The organism is Moritella yayanosii, assembly GCF_900465055.1.
In the GTDB taxonomy this organism is placed as follows: domain Bacteria; phylum Pseudomonadota; class Gammaproteobacteria; order Enterobacterales; family Moritellaceae; genus Moritella; species Moritella yayanosii.
Genome location: NZ_LS483250.1, coordinates 89,825 through 106,632 on the forward strand (window position 1 = coordinate 89,825; position 16,808 = coordinate 106,632).

The 16,808-nt window shown below is 39.5% G+C and carries 17 protein-coding genes, 11 tRNA genes and 1 pseudogene; 20 read left to right on the top strand and 9 right to left on the bottom strand.

Going from position 1 to position 16,808, the window contains the following annotated elements; translation table 11 throughout:
• Positions 1-98 precede the first annotated feature (98 nt).
• From MORIYA_RS00415 to nadA, 12 genes are all read left to right on the top strand, one after another.
• Positions 99-175: transfer RNA gene (locus MORIYA_RS00415), tRNA-Met, on the top strand.
• Between the two features lie 29 nt (positions 176-204).
• Positions 205-280: transfer RNA gene (locus MORIYA_RS00420), tRNA-Val, on the top strand.
• Positions 281-325: 45 nt separating this feature from the next.
• Positions 326-402: transfer RNA gene (locus tag MORIYA_RS00425), tRNA-Met, on the top strand.
• A 29-nt stretch (positions 403-431) separates the two neighbouring features.
• Positions 432-507 (top strand) — tRNA-Val (locus tag MORIYA_RS00430).
• 79 nt (positions 508-586) lie between these two features.
• Positions 587-662: transfer RNA gene (locus tag MORIYA_RS00435), tRNA-Lys, on the top strand.
• Between the two features lie 40 nt (positions 663-702).
• Positions 703-779, top strand: a tRNA-Met gene (locus MORIYA_RS00440).
• Positions 780-819: 40 nt separating this feature from the next.
• Positions 820-895: transfer RNA gene (locus tag MORIYA_RS00445), tRNA-Val, on the top strand.
• 66 nt (positions 896-961) lie between these two features.
• Positions 962-1,037, top strand: a tRNA-Lys gene (locus MORIYA_RS00450).
• A gap of 40 nt (positions 1,038-1,077) precedes the next feature.
• Positions 1,078-1,154, top strand: a tRNA-Met gene (locus MORIYA_RS00455).
• A 126-nt stretch (positions 1,155-1,280) separates the two neighbouring features.
• A tRNA-Lys gene (locus MORIYA_RS00460) sits at positions 1,281-1,356 on the top strand.
• A gap of 36 nt (positions 1,357-1,392) precedes the next feature.
• Positions 1,393-1,469 (top strand) — tRNA-Met (locus MORIYA_RS00465).
• A 184-nt stretch (positions 1,470-1,653) separates the two neighbouring features.
• Complete coding sequence (gene nadA, locus MORIYA_RS00470) at positions 1,654-2,661, top strand: quinolinate synthase NadA (RefSeq protein WP_112711744.1); 1,008 nt, start codon at positions 1,654-1,656, stop codon at positions 2,659-2,661.
• A 94-nt stretch (positions 2,662-2,755) separates the two neighbouring features.
• Here the strand turns inward: nadA and MORIYA_RS00475 are convergent, their stop codons facing one another.
• From MORIYA_RS00475 to MORIYA_RS00485, 3 genes are all read right to left on the bottom strand, one after another.
• Complete coding sequence (locus MORIYA_RS00475; RefSeq protein ID WP_112711746.1) at positions 2,756-3,145, bottom strand: ComEA family DNA-binding protein; 390 nt, start codon at positions 3,143-3,145, stop codon at positions 2,756-2,758.
• A gap of 269 nt (positions 3,146-3,414) precedes the next feature.
• Complete coding sequence (locus tag MORIYA_RS00480; protein WP_112711748.1) at positions 3,415-3,960, bottom strand: septation protein A; 546 nt, start codon at positions 3,958-3,960, stop codon at positions 3,415-3,417.
• Positions 3,961-4,075: 115 nt separating this feature from the next.
• Positions 4,076-5,524, bottom strand: coding sequence for a peptide MFS transporter (locus tag MORIYA_RS00485; protein ID WP_112711750.1), 1,449 nt, complete (start codon positions 5,522-5,524; stop codon positions 4,076-4,078).
• 320 nt (positions 5,525-5,844) lie between these two features.
• On the opposite strand from MORIYA_RS00485, the gene rfaH reads away from it, so the two are divergent.
• Positions 5,845-6,369: a transcription/translation regulatory transformer protein RfaH gene (rfaH, locus tag MORIYA_RS00490; protein WP_112711752.1), complete on the top strand. Its 525-nt coding sequence runs from the start codon at positions 5,845-5,847 to the stop codon at positions 6,367-6,369.
• A 62-nt stretch (positions 6,370-6,431) separates the two neighbouring features.
• Here the strand turns inward: rfaH and MORIYA_RS00495 are convergent, their stop codons facing one another.
• The gene (locus tag MORIYA_RS00495) at positions 6,432-6,812 is read right to left on the bottom strand and encodes a type IV pilin protein (protein ID WP_112711754.1); all 381 of its coding nucleotides are present in this window, start codon (positions 6,810-6,812) and stop codon (positions 6,432-6,434) included.
• 220 nt (positions 6,813-7,032) lie between these two features.
• On the opposite strand from MORIYA_RS00495, the gene glnS reads away from it, so the two are divergent.
• Positions 7,033-8,676: a glutamine--tRNA ligase gene (gene glnS / locus MORIYA_RS00500; protein WP_112711756.1), complete on the top strand. Its 1,644-nt coding sequence runs from the start codon at positions 7,033-7,035 to the stop codon at positions 8,674-8,676.
• Positions 8,677-8,807: 131 nt separating this feature from the next.
• Here the strand turns inward: glnS and fur are convergent, their stop codons facing one another.
• The 5 genes and pseudogenes from fur to MORIYA_RS00525 all read right to left on the bottom strand — a co-directional run bounded on the left by fur (position 8,808) and on the right by MORIYA_RS00525 (position 11,446).
• Entirely contained in the window at positions 8,808-9,233 is a 426-nt protein-coding gene (fur, locus tag MORIYA_RS00505) for a ferric iron uptake transcriptional regulator (RefSeq protein ID WP_112711758.1), read from the bottom strand.
• A gap of 411 nt (positions 9,234-9,644) precedes the next feature.
• Positions 9,645-10,172: a flavodoxin FldA gene (fldA, locus tag MORIYA_RS00510; RefSeq protein WP_112711760.1), complete on the bottom strand. Its 528-nt coding sequence runs from the start codon at positions 10,170-10,172 to the stop codon at positions 9,645-9,647.
• A gap of 59 nt (positions 10,173-10,231) precedes the next feature.
• A pseudogene (locus MORIYA_RS00515) lies at positions 10,232-10,390 on the bottom strand (LexA regulated protein); the annotation flags it as partial.
• 25 nt (positions 10,391-10,415) lie between these two features.
• Positions 10,416-10,631 carry a DUF2788 domain-containing protein gene (locus tag MORIYA_RS00520; RefSeq protein ID WP_112711762.1) on the bottom strand — a complete coding sequence of 72 codons (216 nt, stop codon included), beginning with the start codon at positions 10,629-10,631 and terminating at the stop codon, positions 10,416-10,418.
• 47 nt (positions 10,632-10,678) lie between these two features.
• Complete coding sequence (locus MORIYA_RS00525; RefSeq protein ID WP_112711764.1) at positions 10,679-11,446, bottom strand: alpha/beta fold hydrolase; 768 nt, start codon at positions 11,444-11,446, stop codon at positions 10,679-10,681.
• Between the two features lie 170 nt (positions 11,447-11,616).
• Here MORIYA_RS00525 and seqA point away from each other — a divergent pair, with 170 nt between their 5' ends.
• The 6 genes from seqA to MORIYA_RS00555 all read left to right on the top strand — a co-directional run bounded on the left by seqA (position 11,617) and on the right by MORIYA_RS00555 (position 16,605).
• Entirely contained in the window at positions 11,617-12,237 is a 621-nt protein-coding gene (seqA, locus tag MORIYA_RS00530; RefSeq protein ID WP_112711766.1) for a replication initiation negative regulator SeqA, read from the top strand.
• Between the two features lie 98 nt (positions 12,238-12,335).
• Complete coding sequence (gene btuC, locus MORIYA_RS00535; protein WP_112711768.1) at positions 12,336-13,355, top strand: vitamin B12 ABC transporter permease BtuC; 1,020 nt, start codon at positions 12,336-12,338, stop codon at positions 13,353-13,355.
• A gap of 26 nt (positions 13,356-13,381) precedes the next feature.
• The gene (locus tag MORIYA_RS00540) at positions 13,382-14,176 is read left to right on the top strand and encodes an ABC transporter ATP-binding protein (protein WP_112718342.1); all 795 of its coding nucleotides are present in this window, start codon (positions 13,382-13,384) and stop codon (positions 14,174-14,176) included.
• A gap of 13 nt (positions 14,177-14,189) precedes the next feature.
• The gene (locus MORIYA_RS00545; RefSeq protein ID WP_112711770.1) at positions 14,190-15,131 is read left to right on the top strand and encodes a pyridoxal-phosphate dependent enzyme; all 942 of its coding nucleotides are present in this window, start codon (positions 14,190-14,192) and stop codon (positions 15,129-15,131) included.
• 143 nt (positions 15,132-15,274) lie between these two features.
• Positions 15,275-15,667, top strand: coding sequence for a DUF2750 domain-containing protein (locus tag MORIYA_RS00550; RefSeq protein ID WP_112711772.1), 393 nt, complete (start codon positions 15,275-15,277; stop codon positions 15,665-15,667).
• A gap of 65 nt (positions 15,668-15,732) precedes the next feature.
• Positions 15,733-16,605 carry a 6-carboxytetrahydropterin synthase gene (locus MORIYA_RS00555; protein WP_112711774.1) on the top strand — a complete coding sequence of 291 codons (873 nt, stop codon included), beginning with the start codon at positions 15,733-15,735 and terminating at the stop codon, positions 16,603-16,605.
• Positions 16,606-16,808: the final 203 nt, after the last annotated feature.

Consider the following 16,808-nt stretch of genomic DNA (forward strand, 5'->3'; position numbering starts at 1 on the left):
TCGGAAAAAAGTATTATAGCCGCCATCGAGAAGGGCATTAGCGAAACAACATGTGATGTTGATAAGTTAAATTAGATACTTCTTGATTATAGAATTGTCGCGGGATGGAGCAGTCTGGTAGCTCGTCGGGCTCATAACCCGAAGGTCGTTGGTTCAAATCCGGCTCCCGCAACCATTTCTATTACCAATTAATTTGGTATATGTGGGTCCTTAGCTCAGTTGGGAGAGCATCGCCCTTACAAGGCGAGGGTCACTGGTTCAAGCCCAGTAGGACCCACCACATTTAATTACGTACCCTAACGTAAACTAAATGAAAACATATTGTCGCGGGATGGAGCAGTCTGGTAGCTCGTCGGGCTCATAACCCGAAGGTCGTTGGTTCAAATCCGGCTCCCGCAACCATTTCTATTACCAATTAATTTGGTATATGTGGGTCCTTAGCTCAGTTGGGAGAGCATCGCCCTTACAAGGCGAGGGTCACTGGTTCAAGCCCAGTAGGACCCACCACAAGTTATTAAGTTTGGTTAACTATTTTATAATACATTTTGTAATATAAGTAACGAGACTTTATAAAGAAAGAATACGGGGGCTGTTAGCTCAGTTGGTAGAGCAGTTGACTTTTAATCAATTGGTCGAAGGTTCAAATCCTTCACAGCCCACCACTTTCTTTATTATTTACTTTTAAAGTAAACTCAGCATTGTCGCGGGATGGAGCAGTCTGGTAGCTCGTCGGGCTCATAACCCGAAGGTCGTAGGTTCAAATCCTGCTCCCGCAACCAGTTAAAACGATAGATACCACTATCGCTAAATAAATAACGTGGGTCCTTAGCTCAGTTGGGAGAGCATCGCCCTTACAAGGCGAGGGTCACTGGTTCAAGCCCAGTAGGACCCACCACAAGTTATTAAGTTTGATTATATTTTTTATAAGATAAGTAATCAGACTTTATAAAGAAAGAATTTGGGGCTGTTAGCTCAGTTGGTAGAGCAGTTGACTTTTAATCAATTGGTCGAAGGTTCAAATCCTTCACAGCCCACCACTTTCTTTATTATTTACTTTTAAAGTAAACTCAGCATTGTCGCGGGATGGAGCAGTCTGGTAGCTCGTCGGGCTCATAACCCGAAGGTCGTAGGTTCAAATCCTGCTCCCGCAACCAGTTAAAATGATAGATACAACTATCGCTAAATAAATGACGTGGGTCACTGGTTCAAGCCCAGTAGGATCCACCACTAATATTCAGTTTGATTATAGAGATAATGTGACTTTATAAAGAAAGAATTTGGGGCTGTTAGCTCAGTTGGTAGAGCAGTTGACTTTTAATTAATTGGTCGAAGGTTCAAATCCTTCACAGCCCACCACTTTCTTTCATTCTGATACAGAACATACAGTATTGTCGCGGGATGGAGCAGTCTGGTAGCTCGTCGGGCTCATAACCCGAAGGTCGTAGGTTCAAATCCTGCTCCCGCAACCAGTTAAAACGATAGATAACACTATTGTAAGAATAAACAAAAAAGCCTCGCTATTAGCGGGGCTTTTTTGTTGGCGTTGAAAAAAAGTCACGCTAAATTACGTATTCATGACAATGCCATGTATAATGCGCGAAGATATATTTTTTGAGTACTGAGTAATTAGCTATGATCCCCAATGTAGTAGAAATGGAATATCTATTCCCAAAAAAACCAGTTCCGTTATCGGCACAGCAAAAATTGGAATATAAAGCCCGTATTAAACAGCTTTTAAAAGAAAAAGATGCAGTATTAATTGCACACTATTATACAGATCCTGAAATTCAAGCACTTGCTGAAGAGACGGGCGGTTGTGTTGCGGATTCTTTGGAAATGGCTCGCTTTGGGAATAATCATCCAGCTAAAACGCTAATCATTGCCGGTGTTCGTTTTATGGGTGAAACGGCAAAGATCTTAGCGCCAAGCAAACGCATTATCATGCCAGCATTAGATGCAACTTGTTCATTGGATCTAGGCTGTCCTGTTGAAGCGTTCTCAGCATTCTGTGATGCGCATCCAGATCATACCGTTGTGGTATATGCAAATACATCGGCAGCCGTTAAAGCGCGCGCTGACTGGATTGTAACATCAAGTATAGCACTGGATGTGGTCGAGCACCTGGATAGTGATGGTCAAAAAATAATTTGGGGTCCAGATCGCCATTTAGGTGCTTGGATTGAAAAGCAAACTGGCGCGAAAATGGTTCGTTGGCAGGGTGCTTGTATCGTCCATGATGAATTTAAAGCATCAGCATTAAAACGCTTGAAAGAAGAAAACCCTGACGCAGCTATTTTGGTTCACCCAGAGTCACCTGCCGATGTAATCGAGCTTGCCGATGCGGTAGGTTCAACGAGCCAATTGATTAAAGCGGCAAAAGAACTACCCCAACAAAAACTGATTGTGGCTACGGATAAAGGTATCTTCTTTAAGATGCAACAAGCGTGTCCTGAAAAAGAAATGATTGCGGCTCCAACCGGTGGCAATGGCGCAAGTTGTCGCAGTTGTGCTATGTGTCCTTGGATGGGCATGAATGGCTTGCAAACGATTGAAGATTCATTGGTTAATGATGAAGGGCATGAAATTTTTGTTGATGAAGAAATTCGTCTTAAAGCACTTATTCCATTAGAACGTATGTTGAATTTTAACGTATCAAACTAAGCGTTTAACGTTAATAAATTAATTAAGCCTGAATGCCTTTGCTTCAGGCTTTTTTTATCGTTACGCATCGCTCAGAGCCAATTTTATAGCCACACTATAAGTCGGTTACAGTAATTCTCCCTGCCAACTTAGTGATAGTCGCTTTTCCTATTCCCTTTACGTTAACTAAATCTGTTGTTGTGACGAATTCACCATTATGATCACGCCATTGTATTATTTGGGCGGCTTTATATGTGCCAATACCTGGTAAGGCGGTAAGCTCTAATTTAGTGGCGGTATTAATATTTAATGGCATGAATAGCGCATCTGCTGATGTAGTGGAGTGGCTGAGATCAAATGCGGTTGTTTCGGTTGTCGCAATAGCATCAAGGTTTATTGATGTCAGTTCTGATATGGCGGCTTGTTCTGCATTCGCCTGTGATAATAAAAGTAACGGTGCGGTAACGGCAATATACAGGGCTAAGCGATTCATTTTTTTTAGCATTTCAATTCCTTTATAGTGATAACAATGAGTTATTCTTTCAGAATCAAACTGTAGTAATAATAAATATTTTTGTTATCAACAATAGCCTCGCTGTGGGCGCTATCACATCTTTGAGTTAGGAATTTCATGGATGCTCAAATTTTGAGTATTAAGAAAGTATTAGCTGTTACCTGAAGGGAGAGTTTAGGTGAAGTACTACATTCAATGAACTAATCATAGTGCAATTAAATGCAGTACTCAAATAGGGCATAGCCAGTGATTATGGAGCCTTATTTATTATCACTGTTTTCTTTTGGCATGTAGCGATAAAGATAAACGACCGTTAATATTGTGAAAGCTAACATGATACCGAGTACACCGAACACTTTAAAATCAACCCATAGCTCTTCTGACATGTTAAAAGCGATGTAATGATTTAAGCCAGCGAGGGCGAGGAAGAATATTGCCCACGCTGTGTTGACACGCGCCCAAACAAACTCAGGTAAAACCATTTCTTTACCCAGCATTTTTTTGATCAGATTGTGTTTGAAGGCATATTGGCTAACCAATAAAACAATTGAAAATAGACAGTAAATAATCGTTACTTTCCATTTTATGAAGCTTGAATCTTGAGTGAATAAGGTAATGCCACCAAATACAGAGACCATTGCAAAGGTGATTAATTGCATTTTTTCAACTTTACGGTATTTAAACCAGCTAAAGATTAATGTACATGCTGTTACTGCGATTAATGCTGCTGTTGCGGAATAAATATCGTACATTTTATAAATAATGAAAAATACGATCAGGGGAAGAAATTCAGTAAATTGTTTCATAAAGTTTTTGACTCAAGGCTAACGATGCCATCTAGTTTATCATGAAAATCGCAGATATAAAAAAACAGCCTCATGATGAGGCTGTTTTTACATTTCTTAAAATCAGTTGTCAGTATTAAGCTGTTGTTGTCACTGGTTTTTGATTCGTTGTATCGTCTTTTGTAATCACTTTACCTTCTGCTCCGTGCATCCAGTAAATTAGTTTGTGTGCTGATGCAAATAGGATCAGTGATGAAATCACCGCGGCTATGGCAATACCACCAAAGATAGCCATTGGGCCTGCTTCACCGATTTGTGCACCGATCATACCAGCCACTTTATTCGCAATCGCGTTAAAGCCAAACCATGCGCCCATCATCAGAGATGCTAAGCGTAGTGGTGCTAACTTAGTGATCATGGATAGACCGATTGGAGAAAGACATAATTCACCCATAGTATGGAAGAAGTACGCACCGACTAACCAGTACATGCTTGTTTTAGCGGTTAAGTCACCACCTTGTTCTAATGTTGCAAAGATCATGAATACAAAACCAATTGCTAACATCAATAGTGCCATTGCAAATTTAACTGGTGATGTTGGCTCTTTAGGACCCATTTTAATCCAAATCATGCTCACGATAGGTGCACAGGTAATAATGAAGAATGGATTGAGTGATTGGAACCAAGCAACAGGTACCTCAAAACTACCAATCATACGGTCGGTATAATCATTTGCGTAAAGATTCATTAGACCACCGGCTTGTTCGAAGCCAGCCCAGAAGATGATAACAAATAGACCTAAAATTAAGATAACTTTAATACGATCAACTTCAATCGCGGTTAGTGTTTGCTTTTTACCTTTATTTTCAGCACGTGCTTTTTTAGCTGCGGCTTCGATACCAATGTTACCTAAGTATTTGTTAGCAAATAGTTTCTGCAATACAACACTCAGTACCATGGCGATACCAGACATTAAGAAACCATATTTGTAATCGCCCGTGTAAACAACAACTGCGCCAACCAGAATACCGGAAAAGAAAGCGCCAATGTTAATACCCATATAGAAGATAGTAAACGCGCCATCACGACGGTTATCACCCTCTTCATATAGATCACCAACCATGGTTGAGATGTTCGGTTTGAACATACCGTTACCAGCTATTAGGAAAGCAAGACCTAAGTAAAGACTTGCTGTCGTGCTGAGTGCTAATACTTCTAATGGTGCAAACAAAAGGAATTGACCAATGGCCATTAAGATACCACCAAAGATCACACTTTTGCGTTGTCCTAGGAAGTTATCAGCTAACCAGCCACCAATAAGCGGGGTGATATAAACTAAACCTGTGTATGTTCCATAGAGAGAAAGCGCATCTGCTTGAGTCCAACCTAAACCTGGAATACCTGCTTGGTAGTTAGGGTCGGTTAATAATGCCGCGGCTTGCTGATCTTGAGTTACAGACACAAGAAAAAGAACCAGAATTGCACGCATGCCATAATAGCTAAAGCGTTCCATCATTTCTGTACTGAATAAAAGGAATAATCCTTTTGGATGACCCATAAATGTATCTGAATTATTAGGATTCATAATATCGCCTGTTTTGTATTTTTGTATTTGTTTTTATGTTTATAATTTTATGCTGATAATTGATCTGTTATCAGTCGATTCATTCTTTTATATCCCTTTTGTTAGAGACTGACAAGCGTAGATATCAATTTTAAGAGCTTCATCACCCTAAATTGAGTCTATGTTCTATTGTTGAATCTTCAATGTTGCGCCAGTGTTGTATTTATGATTATTTATGGTTGATATATATACATTTAAAAGTAATTTTCATTTAGACTTTAATTTCGTCGAAGTTGACGTAAAATTAAAAGTGAGATCATGATTAGGATAATCAAGTCAAAATGGCGGACGATAAAAAAGACTGGTACTTACTTTACTGTAAAGGAAAAGAAGAACCTAGGGCATTAACAAACCTAAAAAATCAAGGGATTGACAGTTTTTACCCTACGATGACCGTTGAAAAGAGACTGCGCAACAAGTTGATTTTAAAAGATATTGCTATTTTCCCCAATTATTTGTTTGTTGAAATAGATAAGAATACGGCAAATTTTAATAGTATTCGCTCTACCCGTGGCGTCATTGATTTTGTTAAATTTGGGGCAAATTACACGAAAGTGCCTGCTGCATTGGTTGCGGAGTTAAGAGCAACACAACGATGCCGAGATAAATCGGAAAACGCAGTGACCGTATTTAGCGCCGGAGAAAAAGTGATCATTCAAGATGGTGCTTTTAAAGGCATAGAGGCTATTTATCAATGTAAAGATGGACTAGAACGTTCGGTGTTACTGATTAATTTGATCAATAACACCACCACAATGAGTGTCGCTAACGGTGAGATAAAAAGTAAATCAGAGAGTGAATATTAAGTATTTGGTCTACATTATGGCATCTCTTCAGAACATCCGTTTAAATTACACCGCTTTTTTTGTTACCAGCAGATTGCTGGTAACCGCGTTAAATTATGATCTAAACTCAATTCTCGACACTCACTATCATTGCGTTGTTCATTTATCGCTGTTGCGAGTACCCGGTACTGATTATTGGCTGCGATGATTATGCGGTACTGGTATTTACTGCTGCTGAGGTCAACCGCTAAATTACTCAACTCAGCGTATTGTTGCTGCCGACTAAAATGATCCGTTTGTAATAAGCTGATCGTGGCCAACTTCATTTTAGCTTGATCGCGATATGTGGTTAATATGTTGTGGTGATAATTTGGTACTGCTATACCCACTAAAATACTCATGATGGCGAGTGCGATTAACAATTCAATGAGCGTAAATCCTGATGATCTAAACAATTTTAGCATTATGTTTCCCGTTATTGTTAAATTGGCTTGAGTCTAGGTAATAAATACTCTGTTGATGATGTTTTAAACAGTGTTGTGATCGTAATTAAGTTCAGGTGAAGATTAATGGCGCTGGAACAAGGTTAACTGGCTCGCATTAGCATTTAGTTGTTGTGTCTGACGTCTTTTTGTTAGATCATTGCTCACTATTTTATTAAAAATTTACTGTTTGAGGTAAGGCATGAGTCAGGCTGAAGTACGCCCAACGAACTTTATTCGTCAGATTATTGATGGAGATTTAAATTCCGGCAAACACACTAATGTGCATACGCGTTTTCCGCCAGAGCCGAATGGCTTTTTGCATATAGGTCATGCCAAGTCTATTTGTTTGAACTTTGGTATTGCTGACGATTACCAGGGACAGTGTAATCTACGTTTTGATGATACTAATCCAGAGAAAGAAGACATTAATTACGTTCATGCCATTCAAGAAGACGTAAAGTGGTTAGGGTTTAACTGGGATGGCGAAGTGCGCTATTCATCAAATTACTTCGATAAGTTATTCGAGTATGCAGTTGAACTTATTCAAGCGGGTAAAGCGTACGTTTGTTTCTTAAATGCAGAAGAAACCCGTGAATATCGTGGAACCTTGAATAAGCCAGGTAAAAACAGCCCTTACCGTGACACTAGCATTGAAGAAAATTTAGCGCTATTCAATAAAATGCGTGATGCTGGGTTTGCTGATGGTGAATGTTGTTTACGTGCAAAAATTGACATGACTTCATCATTCATGTGTATGCGTGATCCTATTATCTACCGAATTAAACGTGTACATCATCACCAGACTGGCGATAAATGGTGCATTTACCCAATGTACGATTTCACCCATTGTATTTCTGATGCGATAGAAGGAATTTCACATTCTATCTGTACATTAGAATTCCAAGATAATCGTCGTGTTTATGATTGGGTATTAGATAATATTTCAATCGATTGTCGTCCGCGTCAGTATGAATTTTCACGTTTAAATCTGGAATATACGATGATGTCTAAGCGTAAGCTTAACGCATTAGTGACAGAAAACCATGTAACTGGTTGGGATGATCCTCGTATGCCAACAATTGCTGGCTTACGTCGTCGTGGTTATACCGCTGCGTCAATTCGTGAATTTTGCAAACGTATTGGTGTGACTAAACAAATCAATACCATCGAAATGGGTATGCTAGAAGCCTGTATCCGTGAAGATCTTGAAGATTCAGCACCACGTGCAATGGCGGTTCTTGATCCAGTTAAATTAGTCATTACTAATTATCCAGCAGATCAAACTGAGCAATTAATTGCACCAGCACATCCTAAACTAGATATGGGTACCCGTACTCTGCCCTTTAGCCGTGAACTATTTATTGATCGTGCGGATTTCCGTGAAGAAGCGAACAAGAAATATAAACGTTTAGTATTAGGCAAAGAAGTGCGCTTACGTAATGCGTACATTGTTAGAGCTGATGACGTTGTCAAAGATGACGCGGGTAATATCATTGAAATTCACTGTACTTACGATGATGAAACACTGGGTAAGAACCCAAGTGATGGTCGTAAAGCGAAAGGCGTTATTCATTGGGTATCAGCTGCTGACGCTGTTGATGCGGAAATACGTGTTTATGATCGCCTATTTAAAATAGCAGATCCTGCCAGTGTTGAAACATTAGAAGAAGCATTGAATGAACAATCATTAGTTGTGATTAAAACAGCTAAAGTTGAACCGGGTCTTGTTGCAGCGCAAGCCGAAAGCGCATACCAGTTTGAACGTGAAGGTTACTTCTGTGCCGACAAAGATTCAACAGCGGATAAACTGGTGTTTAACCGTACCGTCTCTTTACGTGGTTAAGCATGCTTATAAGTTAGCAATATAACCCCAAGACATAATATTTTGTTTCTTGGGGTTATATCTACGTAAAAAAGACATATAAAAAAAGGAGCTATAGGCTCCTTTTTATTTATCTGGTGTTTAGAGTGCGACTATTTGTGGTTACACTTGCCATCTAATGAACGGCCATACAGGTATAAACTGTGGGCTTGCAATGACATTCCATTGTCGGCCGCAATGTCACGTTGACGATCTTCGATCAAGTCATCATGAAATTCAATTACGTGGCCACAATCAAGGCATACAAGATGGTCGTGGTGTTCTTGAGTTGCCAATTCAAAAACAGATTTACCGCCTTCAAAATAATGACGTGTCACAATTCCGGCATCATCAAACTGGTTAAGTACTCGATATACTGTCGCTAGACCAATTTCTTCGCCTTTGCTAAGCAGTTGTTTGTATAAGTCTTCGGCACTAGTATGCTGACTGCTAGGGAGTTGTAATAATTCTAAAATTTTAATTCGTGGCAGTGTTATTTTTAACCCTGCTTTTTTTAATGCGCTTTTTCTATCAGTCATAACGTACTCATTTTAAAATAGAGAAGAGTATTATTTCTTTATATTGTTGACCATTATATGACGAGACGCAAAAACAATAAACCTCATATTTGTTAAAGCGGGATTTAAATACATAAATTTAAGTAAATATAATGGAAATGGACATGTTTCTGGATAGGAAAAGGTGGCTGGTTAAGTTTGAATTAAGCCTTTAATTGAAGTCGTAAATATTATATTTGTCAAATAGATAAATGTGTTTAGCAGAAATAGAGTTGGGTAATGACGTTTTAGTAGCTTAAGGATCTGGAGGGAGGAGAGTGCAATAAAAGATAAATAATGTATGAGCACGTTATTTACCTTTTATTTTCTATACCCAAGCTGCTTAGGTTTGCTGATCGCGACCTTGAAGTAGTTTGAGTATGAACTAAAACATTAGTCTTCTAGTTCAGCAAGGCACATTTCGCTGTGGATCTGTTTTACCCAAGCTTCAACACGTTCTGCTGTTAATTCTGGTTGACGGTCTTCATCGATACCTAAACCAACAAAGTGGTTGTCATCAGTGAGTGCTTTTGACGCTTCGAAATCATAACCTTCAGTTGACCATTCACCGATTAATGTACCACCTTTTGCTTCAATAACGTCACGTAGTGTGCCCATTGCATCGAGGAAGTACTCAGCGTAATCTTCTTGGTCTCCACAACCAAAGATTGCAACGAGCTTGTCAGAAAAATCAATTTCTTCGAGTGATGGCATAAAGTCATCCCAATCACATTGAGATTCGCCATAATACCAAGTCGGAATACCTAAAATTAATAGGCTAAATTCGTTAATATCTGCAGTTGTTGATTTTGCAATATCTTTAACATCAACAAGCTGTTTACCCAGTTGTTTCTGGATCATTTTAGCAATTACTTCAGTGTTACCTGTGTCACTACCAAAAAATAAGCCTACGCTAGCCATTTTTAAATTATCCTAATAGTTTTAATTTAAACTTATCTTACTACATGAGTGTGCAATAATTATTGTATATATTCACTGCGTATCATATTAGCACTTTTTGCTTTCATATTTAACATATCAAATAAGTCTTGTTCGACTTTTAATTCAATACGTTTTAATCCATTAGCCTTATCTCGGCTCAATTGATTACGTTTAGTATGTGTCAACTGCTCTTTGCGCCATTGCAGTTAATAGTATTAGTAATTAAATCTGGGTTTCCCAGACAGTGATCAATATTTCTTTAAACACAAAACCAGCCATGCCAAAACAGAGTACAAACCAAACCGATATACGTCCGAATCGAGGTACGTTACCTTTTTTTAGTACGTCGTGAATGGCCATCCCGATCAAGAAAAATAGCACGACAAAGAATAGTTTAATGCCCACAGTTTCAATTAAGTCAGTGTATTCATACAACATATCAATTTTCACCTAAAGTACGAATGGGCAAATATATCACAATGTGACTAATGACTAAATAAAAAGTCGACTATTATTTTATTAAATATCACTGGTTTTTCGGCATGTAACCAGTGCCCTGTACCTGGTACTAATTTTGCTTTTGCCTGTGGGAAGTACTTGGCGATCGCCAATTTATGCGCATTAGTAATATAATCTGAATTCATCCCTTTGATAAATAACACGGGTTTATCATATTGTTTATTTACTTCTGGCCAATCAGAAATAGCATCGTATTGGGCTATGATGGTGTCTAACGCATAGTAAAAATCAAACTGGCCTTGGCTATTTTTATATAAACCTTTGAGCAAAAATTGTTGCACGCCAGCGTCTTCAACATACTCAGCCAGTTTTGCTTGCGCTTCACTGCGGCTGCTGATGTCTGCTAACGGTATATTTTTTAAACCGGCAAAGACATTATTATGTCGAGGTGGGTAATTCACTGGTGCAATATCGGCTACCGCCAAACTCGTCACGCGAGTCGGGAAGTTTAGTGCGGTACGCATTGCAATTTTACCGCCCATGGAATGGCCGACAATGTGTGCTTGTTCAATGGTTAAATGATCCATCAACTGAATAATATCATTTGCCATATCATCATAATGCATACTATCATGGCGCATGGATAAGCCATGGTTTCTGACATCAACTGCGATGACTTGATAGTCAGTTTTTAGTTGTTTAATTAACATGCCTAAGTTAGTGGCGCTGCCAAATAAACCATGGATAACGATAACAGGCACACCCTGACCGTATATTTTGTGACTAAGTAACATATATCTCTCCGTTATTGTGACTGATTCTACCGCAATAATTAGCTTAATGTCGTGTATGGATCGTCGATAAATGCATCACAGAGGTAATATTTTTCTTATAACCATAGAGAGTAATCTATTCTCAAGGTATAATTAAACCAAATTTATAAGCAAGGATTTACTAGTTAAATATGAAAACGATTGAGCTTGAAGACGACCTATATCGTTATATTGCTAGTCAAACGAAAGATATTGGCGAAAGTGCATCAGATATTTTACGTCGCTTACTTGATGTATCAACAGATGTTTCTGCAGATTTGACTAATGTTGAAGCATTGCAGCAGCATGTAGTGGACACCAACAGTGAGACTAAGCAAACGGTAACTAAATCACCGGTAATAGTAGAACCTACACCTGTATCTGCACCTATTGTGGTAGATACAGAAGTCGAGGTAGTTAGCCATTCTACATTGCCAACCAGTATCGCTAAGCTTATTAAAAATAAGAAATTCAAAGAAACGACGGTTTCGGTGACTAAGTTTATTCAGATTTTATCTGTGCTTTATGCTGAAAACCCGAAAGAGTTCGATAGTGCGACTGATATTAAAGGCCGTAAACGTATTTACTTTGCAAAATCTGAAAGTGAATTGTTAAGTGCTGGTAATACCACGAAGCCGCGTCATATTGAGCATACGCCATATTGGGTTATTACTAATACCAATACGGGACGCAAACGTAATATAATTACGCAACTGATGGCTGAAATAGGCTATACCCATGCGTTAATTGATGCTGTAAGCCAATCTATTTAATTACAGCCTGCTGACAAGGTATTTGAAATGTGCTTAAGCGTGATGCTGACATCATTTGAACTGCCTTGTCTGCTTCTTTTAGATCCCCCACTTAAATTATGATCGACCTACTTAAATTACAGCGTGCTAGTACGAAAAAAAGTCGAACTACCCTTATTTCATTATCTATGTTCCTTGTTGCTGTTACTTTTATTTCACTCGCGTCGGGTAATTTTAGTATTGGTGTCGATGATCTTGTTAATGGTTTATCGCCTTTGCAACAACAGGTATTATTTGAATTACGCTTGCCACGCATTGTTACCGCTATTTTAGTCGGTGCTGCTTTAGCTGTTGCGGGCTGTATTTTACAAGTCTTGCTGGCCAATTCACTCGCCGAGCCCGGTGTTATCGGCATCTCATCTTTTGCCAGTTTGTTTGCGGTGTTATCGATTGTTTTTCTTGATACTTTGTTTCCACAGTGGGCGGGTCTACAGCATTATATTTTACCATTATCGGCATTTATTGGGGCCAGTTTAGTCACGTATGTACTGTATCAAGTGACCAAAAATAACTTGCCCACGACAAAAATCTTATTACTTGGCGTGGCGATCGGCATCTTTTCTGGTGCTATTATGACCTGGCTGTTGTATTTTTCCGATGACAGTAGCATGCGTCAAATGCTGTACTGGATGATGGGTAATTTAGCTTATGGCGCAGACCTGATTTATATTGCAGTGATCCCCTTAAGTTTGAGTTTTATATGGATAATGGGTCGTATTGATGCACTAAATCTTTTACAGTTTGGTGAACAGGGCGCTTTCCAATCGGGTATTGATGTGCCTAAGTTACGTATTCAGCTTATTTTATGCGTTGCGGTATTAACAGGGATATCTGTTTCAATGGCGGGGGTAATTAGTTTTATCGGTTTAGTTATTCCGCATATACTCCGCATATTAGTGACCAGTCAATTACGCTTTTTGGTGCCTGCTTCGGCATTACTTGGGGCGAGTTTTTTATTATTGGCAGACCTGATTGCCCGCAGTGCATTTGCTACCGCAGAGTTACCTGTTGGGGCCATTACTGCCAGTCTCGGCGCCCCCTTTTTTATCTATTTGCTATTACGTAAGCAAGTAGCTTAATGCACATTAGTATGGATAAAAATACGATGAATAAACCGGCAATATTAACGCTTGTCGACGTTAACTATCAACAACGCTTGTTTGATATCAACATCTCAATTGATGACGGTGGTTGTTTATTTTTATTGGGGCCTAACGGCAGTGGTAAAAGCACGTTATTAGCATTGCTTGCAGGTCATACGCAAGCTTGCGATGGCGAATATCGATTGGCGGAACGTAGCGTCACGGATTACCCTATTGCCGAATTAGCGCTTCAGCGTGCTTGGTTACCACAAGCATCACCGCCACCGTTTGCGATCCCAGTATACCAATTCATCGCGTTAGGCTTACATCCATTGGGTATAAGCTTGGAAGATGAACAAGCTTGTCAGGTAATTAATCAGTTATTATCGCGTTTGGATATAGCCAAATTAGTTGAGCGTAATTGCGATCAATTATCCGGTGGTGAATGGCAACGCGTATTGATTGCCCGTACCTTAGTACAAGTATCACCAATATTAAATCCACAATCAATTTTGTGCTTGTTAGATGAACCTCTAACAGGACTTGATTTAAAACATCAAATTGAAGTACTGCAAATATTAACAGAACTTTCTGAGTCTGGTATTACGGTGATCGCCTCTATTCATGATCTTAACCTTGCCCTTAATCATGCCTCTGAAGTGTTATTGTTAAAGGCGGGGCGTGTGGTTGGGCAAGGTGATGCAGCTCAAGTATTAACGGTTGATACCATTAAACAAGTCTATGATGTTGATACCGAGTTGCTGGCTGTTAATGGCCGCCAATTTATTGTATCTGCAGCGCTACCTGTGTCTGTTTAGTTAGGAAAGCTCTATGCAACTCCGTAATACCCCTGTGGATGAGATCGAATTTTTAGGCCATCAAGTTTACGTTAAGCGCGATGATTTATTGGACGTGGCTTTTACCGGTAATAAAGCCAGAAAGTTTTATCACTTTTTACAACAAGATCTATCCCAGGTCGATATCCTGGTTGGTCATGGCTCTGCTCAAGCGAACTCGCTGTATTCCTTGTCTGTATTAGCTAAATTAAAGCAATGCCAGCTGCATTATTATGTTGATCACCTGCCACAATATCTTACTGATAACCCCCAAGGCAATTATCGCGCTGCGTTAGAGCAAGGCGCTAAGATCATCGTGGTTGATTCTGAACTTACTGTCATTGAGCATATACAACAGCAAGTATTACCGGCGTTAGTTGCGCAAAGTCTGCGCGCGGTGTTCATTCCTGAGGGTGGACGCTGTCAATATGCTGAAACGGGATTGAAAATACTTGCCGATGAAATTATGGCGTGGGCGGAAGCAAAAGCGTACTCGGACATTCGCGTGGTATTACCTGCTGGCACCGGCACTACCGCCTTATTTTTGCAAAAACATTTACCCTTTGAAGTGCAAGCCTGTGCGTGTGTTGGCGGCGATGGTTATTTAAAACAGCAGTTCTTGGAATTGTGCGCGGATGAATCTTTACATCCAACGATTATCGCAACAGAGAAAAAGTATCACTTTGGTAAACTTTACCTGCCTTTTTATCACATCTGGACTGAGTTAAAACAAACCACCAATATTGAGTTTGATTTACTCTACGATCCGCTCGCTTGGTTGTGCTTACAGCGGGAGTTTATTGCCGATAATACCAATATAGCAGCAGGGCTTGAAAGTACCGATAAACGCCCCATTCTGTACATACACCAAGGTGGATTGCAGGGTAATGAAACCATGATACCGCGTTATTTACGCAAGCTGGCATTGGTAAGATAAGATCACGTTGGTTTAACTTTTACTATTTACTCTTATTATTGGTATTTATTATTGGTATTTATTATTGTGCAGCGTACAATCCGCTGCTGCTTTATTATAAACATTATTTGAAACTGCAAACGGCGGTTTCTTGAGAGAAGAATATGACATTTAAAATTCATGACAAGCAAACTGCTGAAGCAGTTGAAAAATCACCAGAAGCGCGTTTCAACTATTTCATATTTCGTGCGGTTAAGTCTGAAGAAGTATGGACATTAGCGGATGAAAACGGTTTTGTTGTTAGCGAAGCGGATGGTGAGAGAAGTATTCCCGTTTGGCCACATGCTGAGTTTGCTAGTGAATGGATCCAAGGCGATTGGTCTGCGTGTCAGCCGCTTAAAATTGAAATGGGTGCTTGGCGTAATAACTGGTTACCAGGTCTTGCTGCAGATGGGGTGGTTATCTCAGTATTTCCAAAAGCAGACCAAGAAGTAGTTGTTGTTGATAGTGAAGAGCTTATCGCTTCATTTAAAGATGAATACGACGCTCAAAAATAGTACCAATAAATAGTACCAGCCCAACAGCTTTACCCATTTTAGTTAGCATAAAGGACATAATTTAGATGAAATTATTCGTCAAAGATCTTACTGTTATTGATTCGTCAGTATTGGATTATTCACGTGGCATTATTGGCCAGAGTTGGTTAGTGGATATCGTTCTGCATGGCGACTTAAATGAACAAAGCATGATCCTTGACTTTGGTATTGTTAAAAAGTTAATTAAGTCAACGGTTGATGAACTCATTGATCATAAATTGATCGTACCGGCACATGCCAAATTTTGTGATGTGATGAGTGATGGTGCATTTACCTACGTTGATGCTTGGCGCGAACACAGTGAATCAATTCACTTAGCTTGCCCTGACCAAGCGTTTGCACTTATCCCTGCAGAGGAAATCACCTTAGCAAGTTTAGAAACGTATTTGACTGAGCAGTTAATGTTACGCCTACCAAATAACGTTAAACAGTTAGATGTGAAATTACGTGAAGAAAAAATTGATGGTGCCGATTACTGTTACAGTCATGGTTTACGTCAACATTTAGGTAATTGCCAGCGTATTGCCCATGGTCATCGCTCGACGATTGAAATTCTGCGTAATGATGAGCGTGATACTGCCCTTGAATTTAGTTGGGCTGAGCGTTGGAGAGACATCTACCTTGCTGAGCATTGCGACATGGTCTCAGCATCTGAATTATCACTTTCACGTGCCGGTATGGCTGCATTAACGCCTGAGCATTACTGCTTTAAATATCAAGCACCACAAGGTGAGTTCCAACTTGCGCTGAGTAAATCAATTGTTGAAATTATGCCAACCGAAACAACGGTTGAGAACATTGCCCAGTTTATTGCCGATACATTAGCAAAAGACTGCAATGATTCACTGACTGTGTTTGCTTATGAAGGTGTTGGTAAAGGTGCGATTGCTTCTGCTTGATCGTCCTTAGCGGAGACGTCATTTAAACTTAAAATTAATTAATAAGCCCGTTAGCCACTACACTCATATTGTAGCGGTTAGCGGGTTTTTTTGTTGCGCTTATCACTGAATCAGGCGTAGATAATGAGCGATTGCGGATAACAGGTGTATTTGTATTTGTTTTCACTTATTATTGAGTCACTTAATTTTGAAATGGAGTTGAA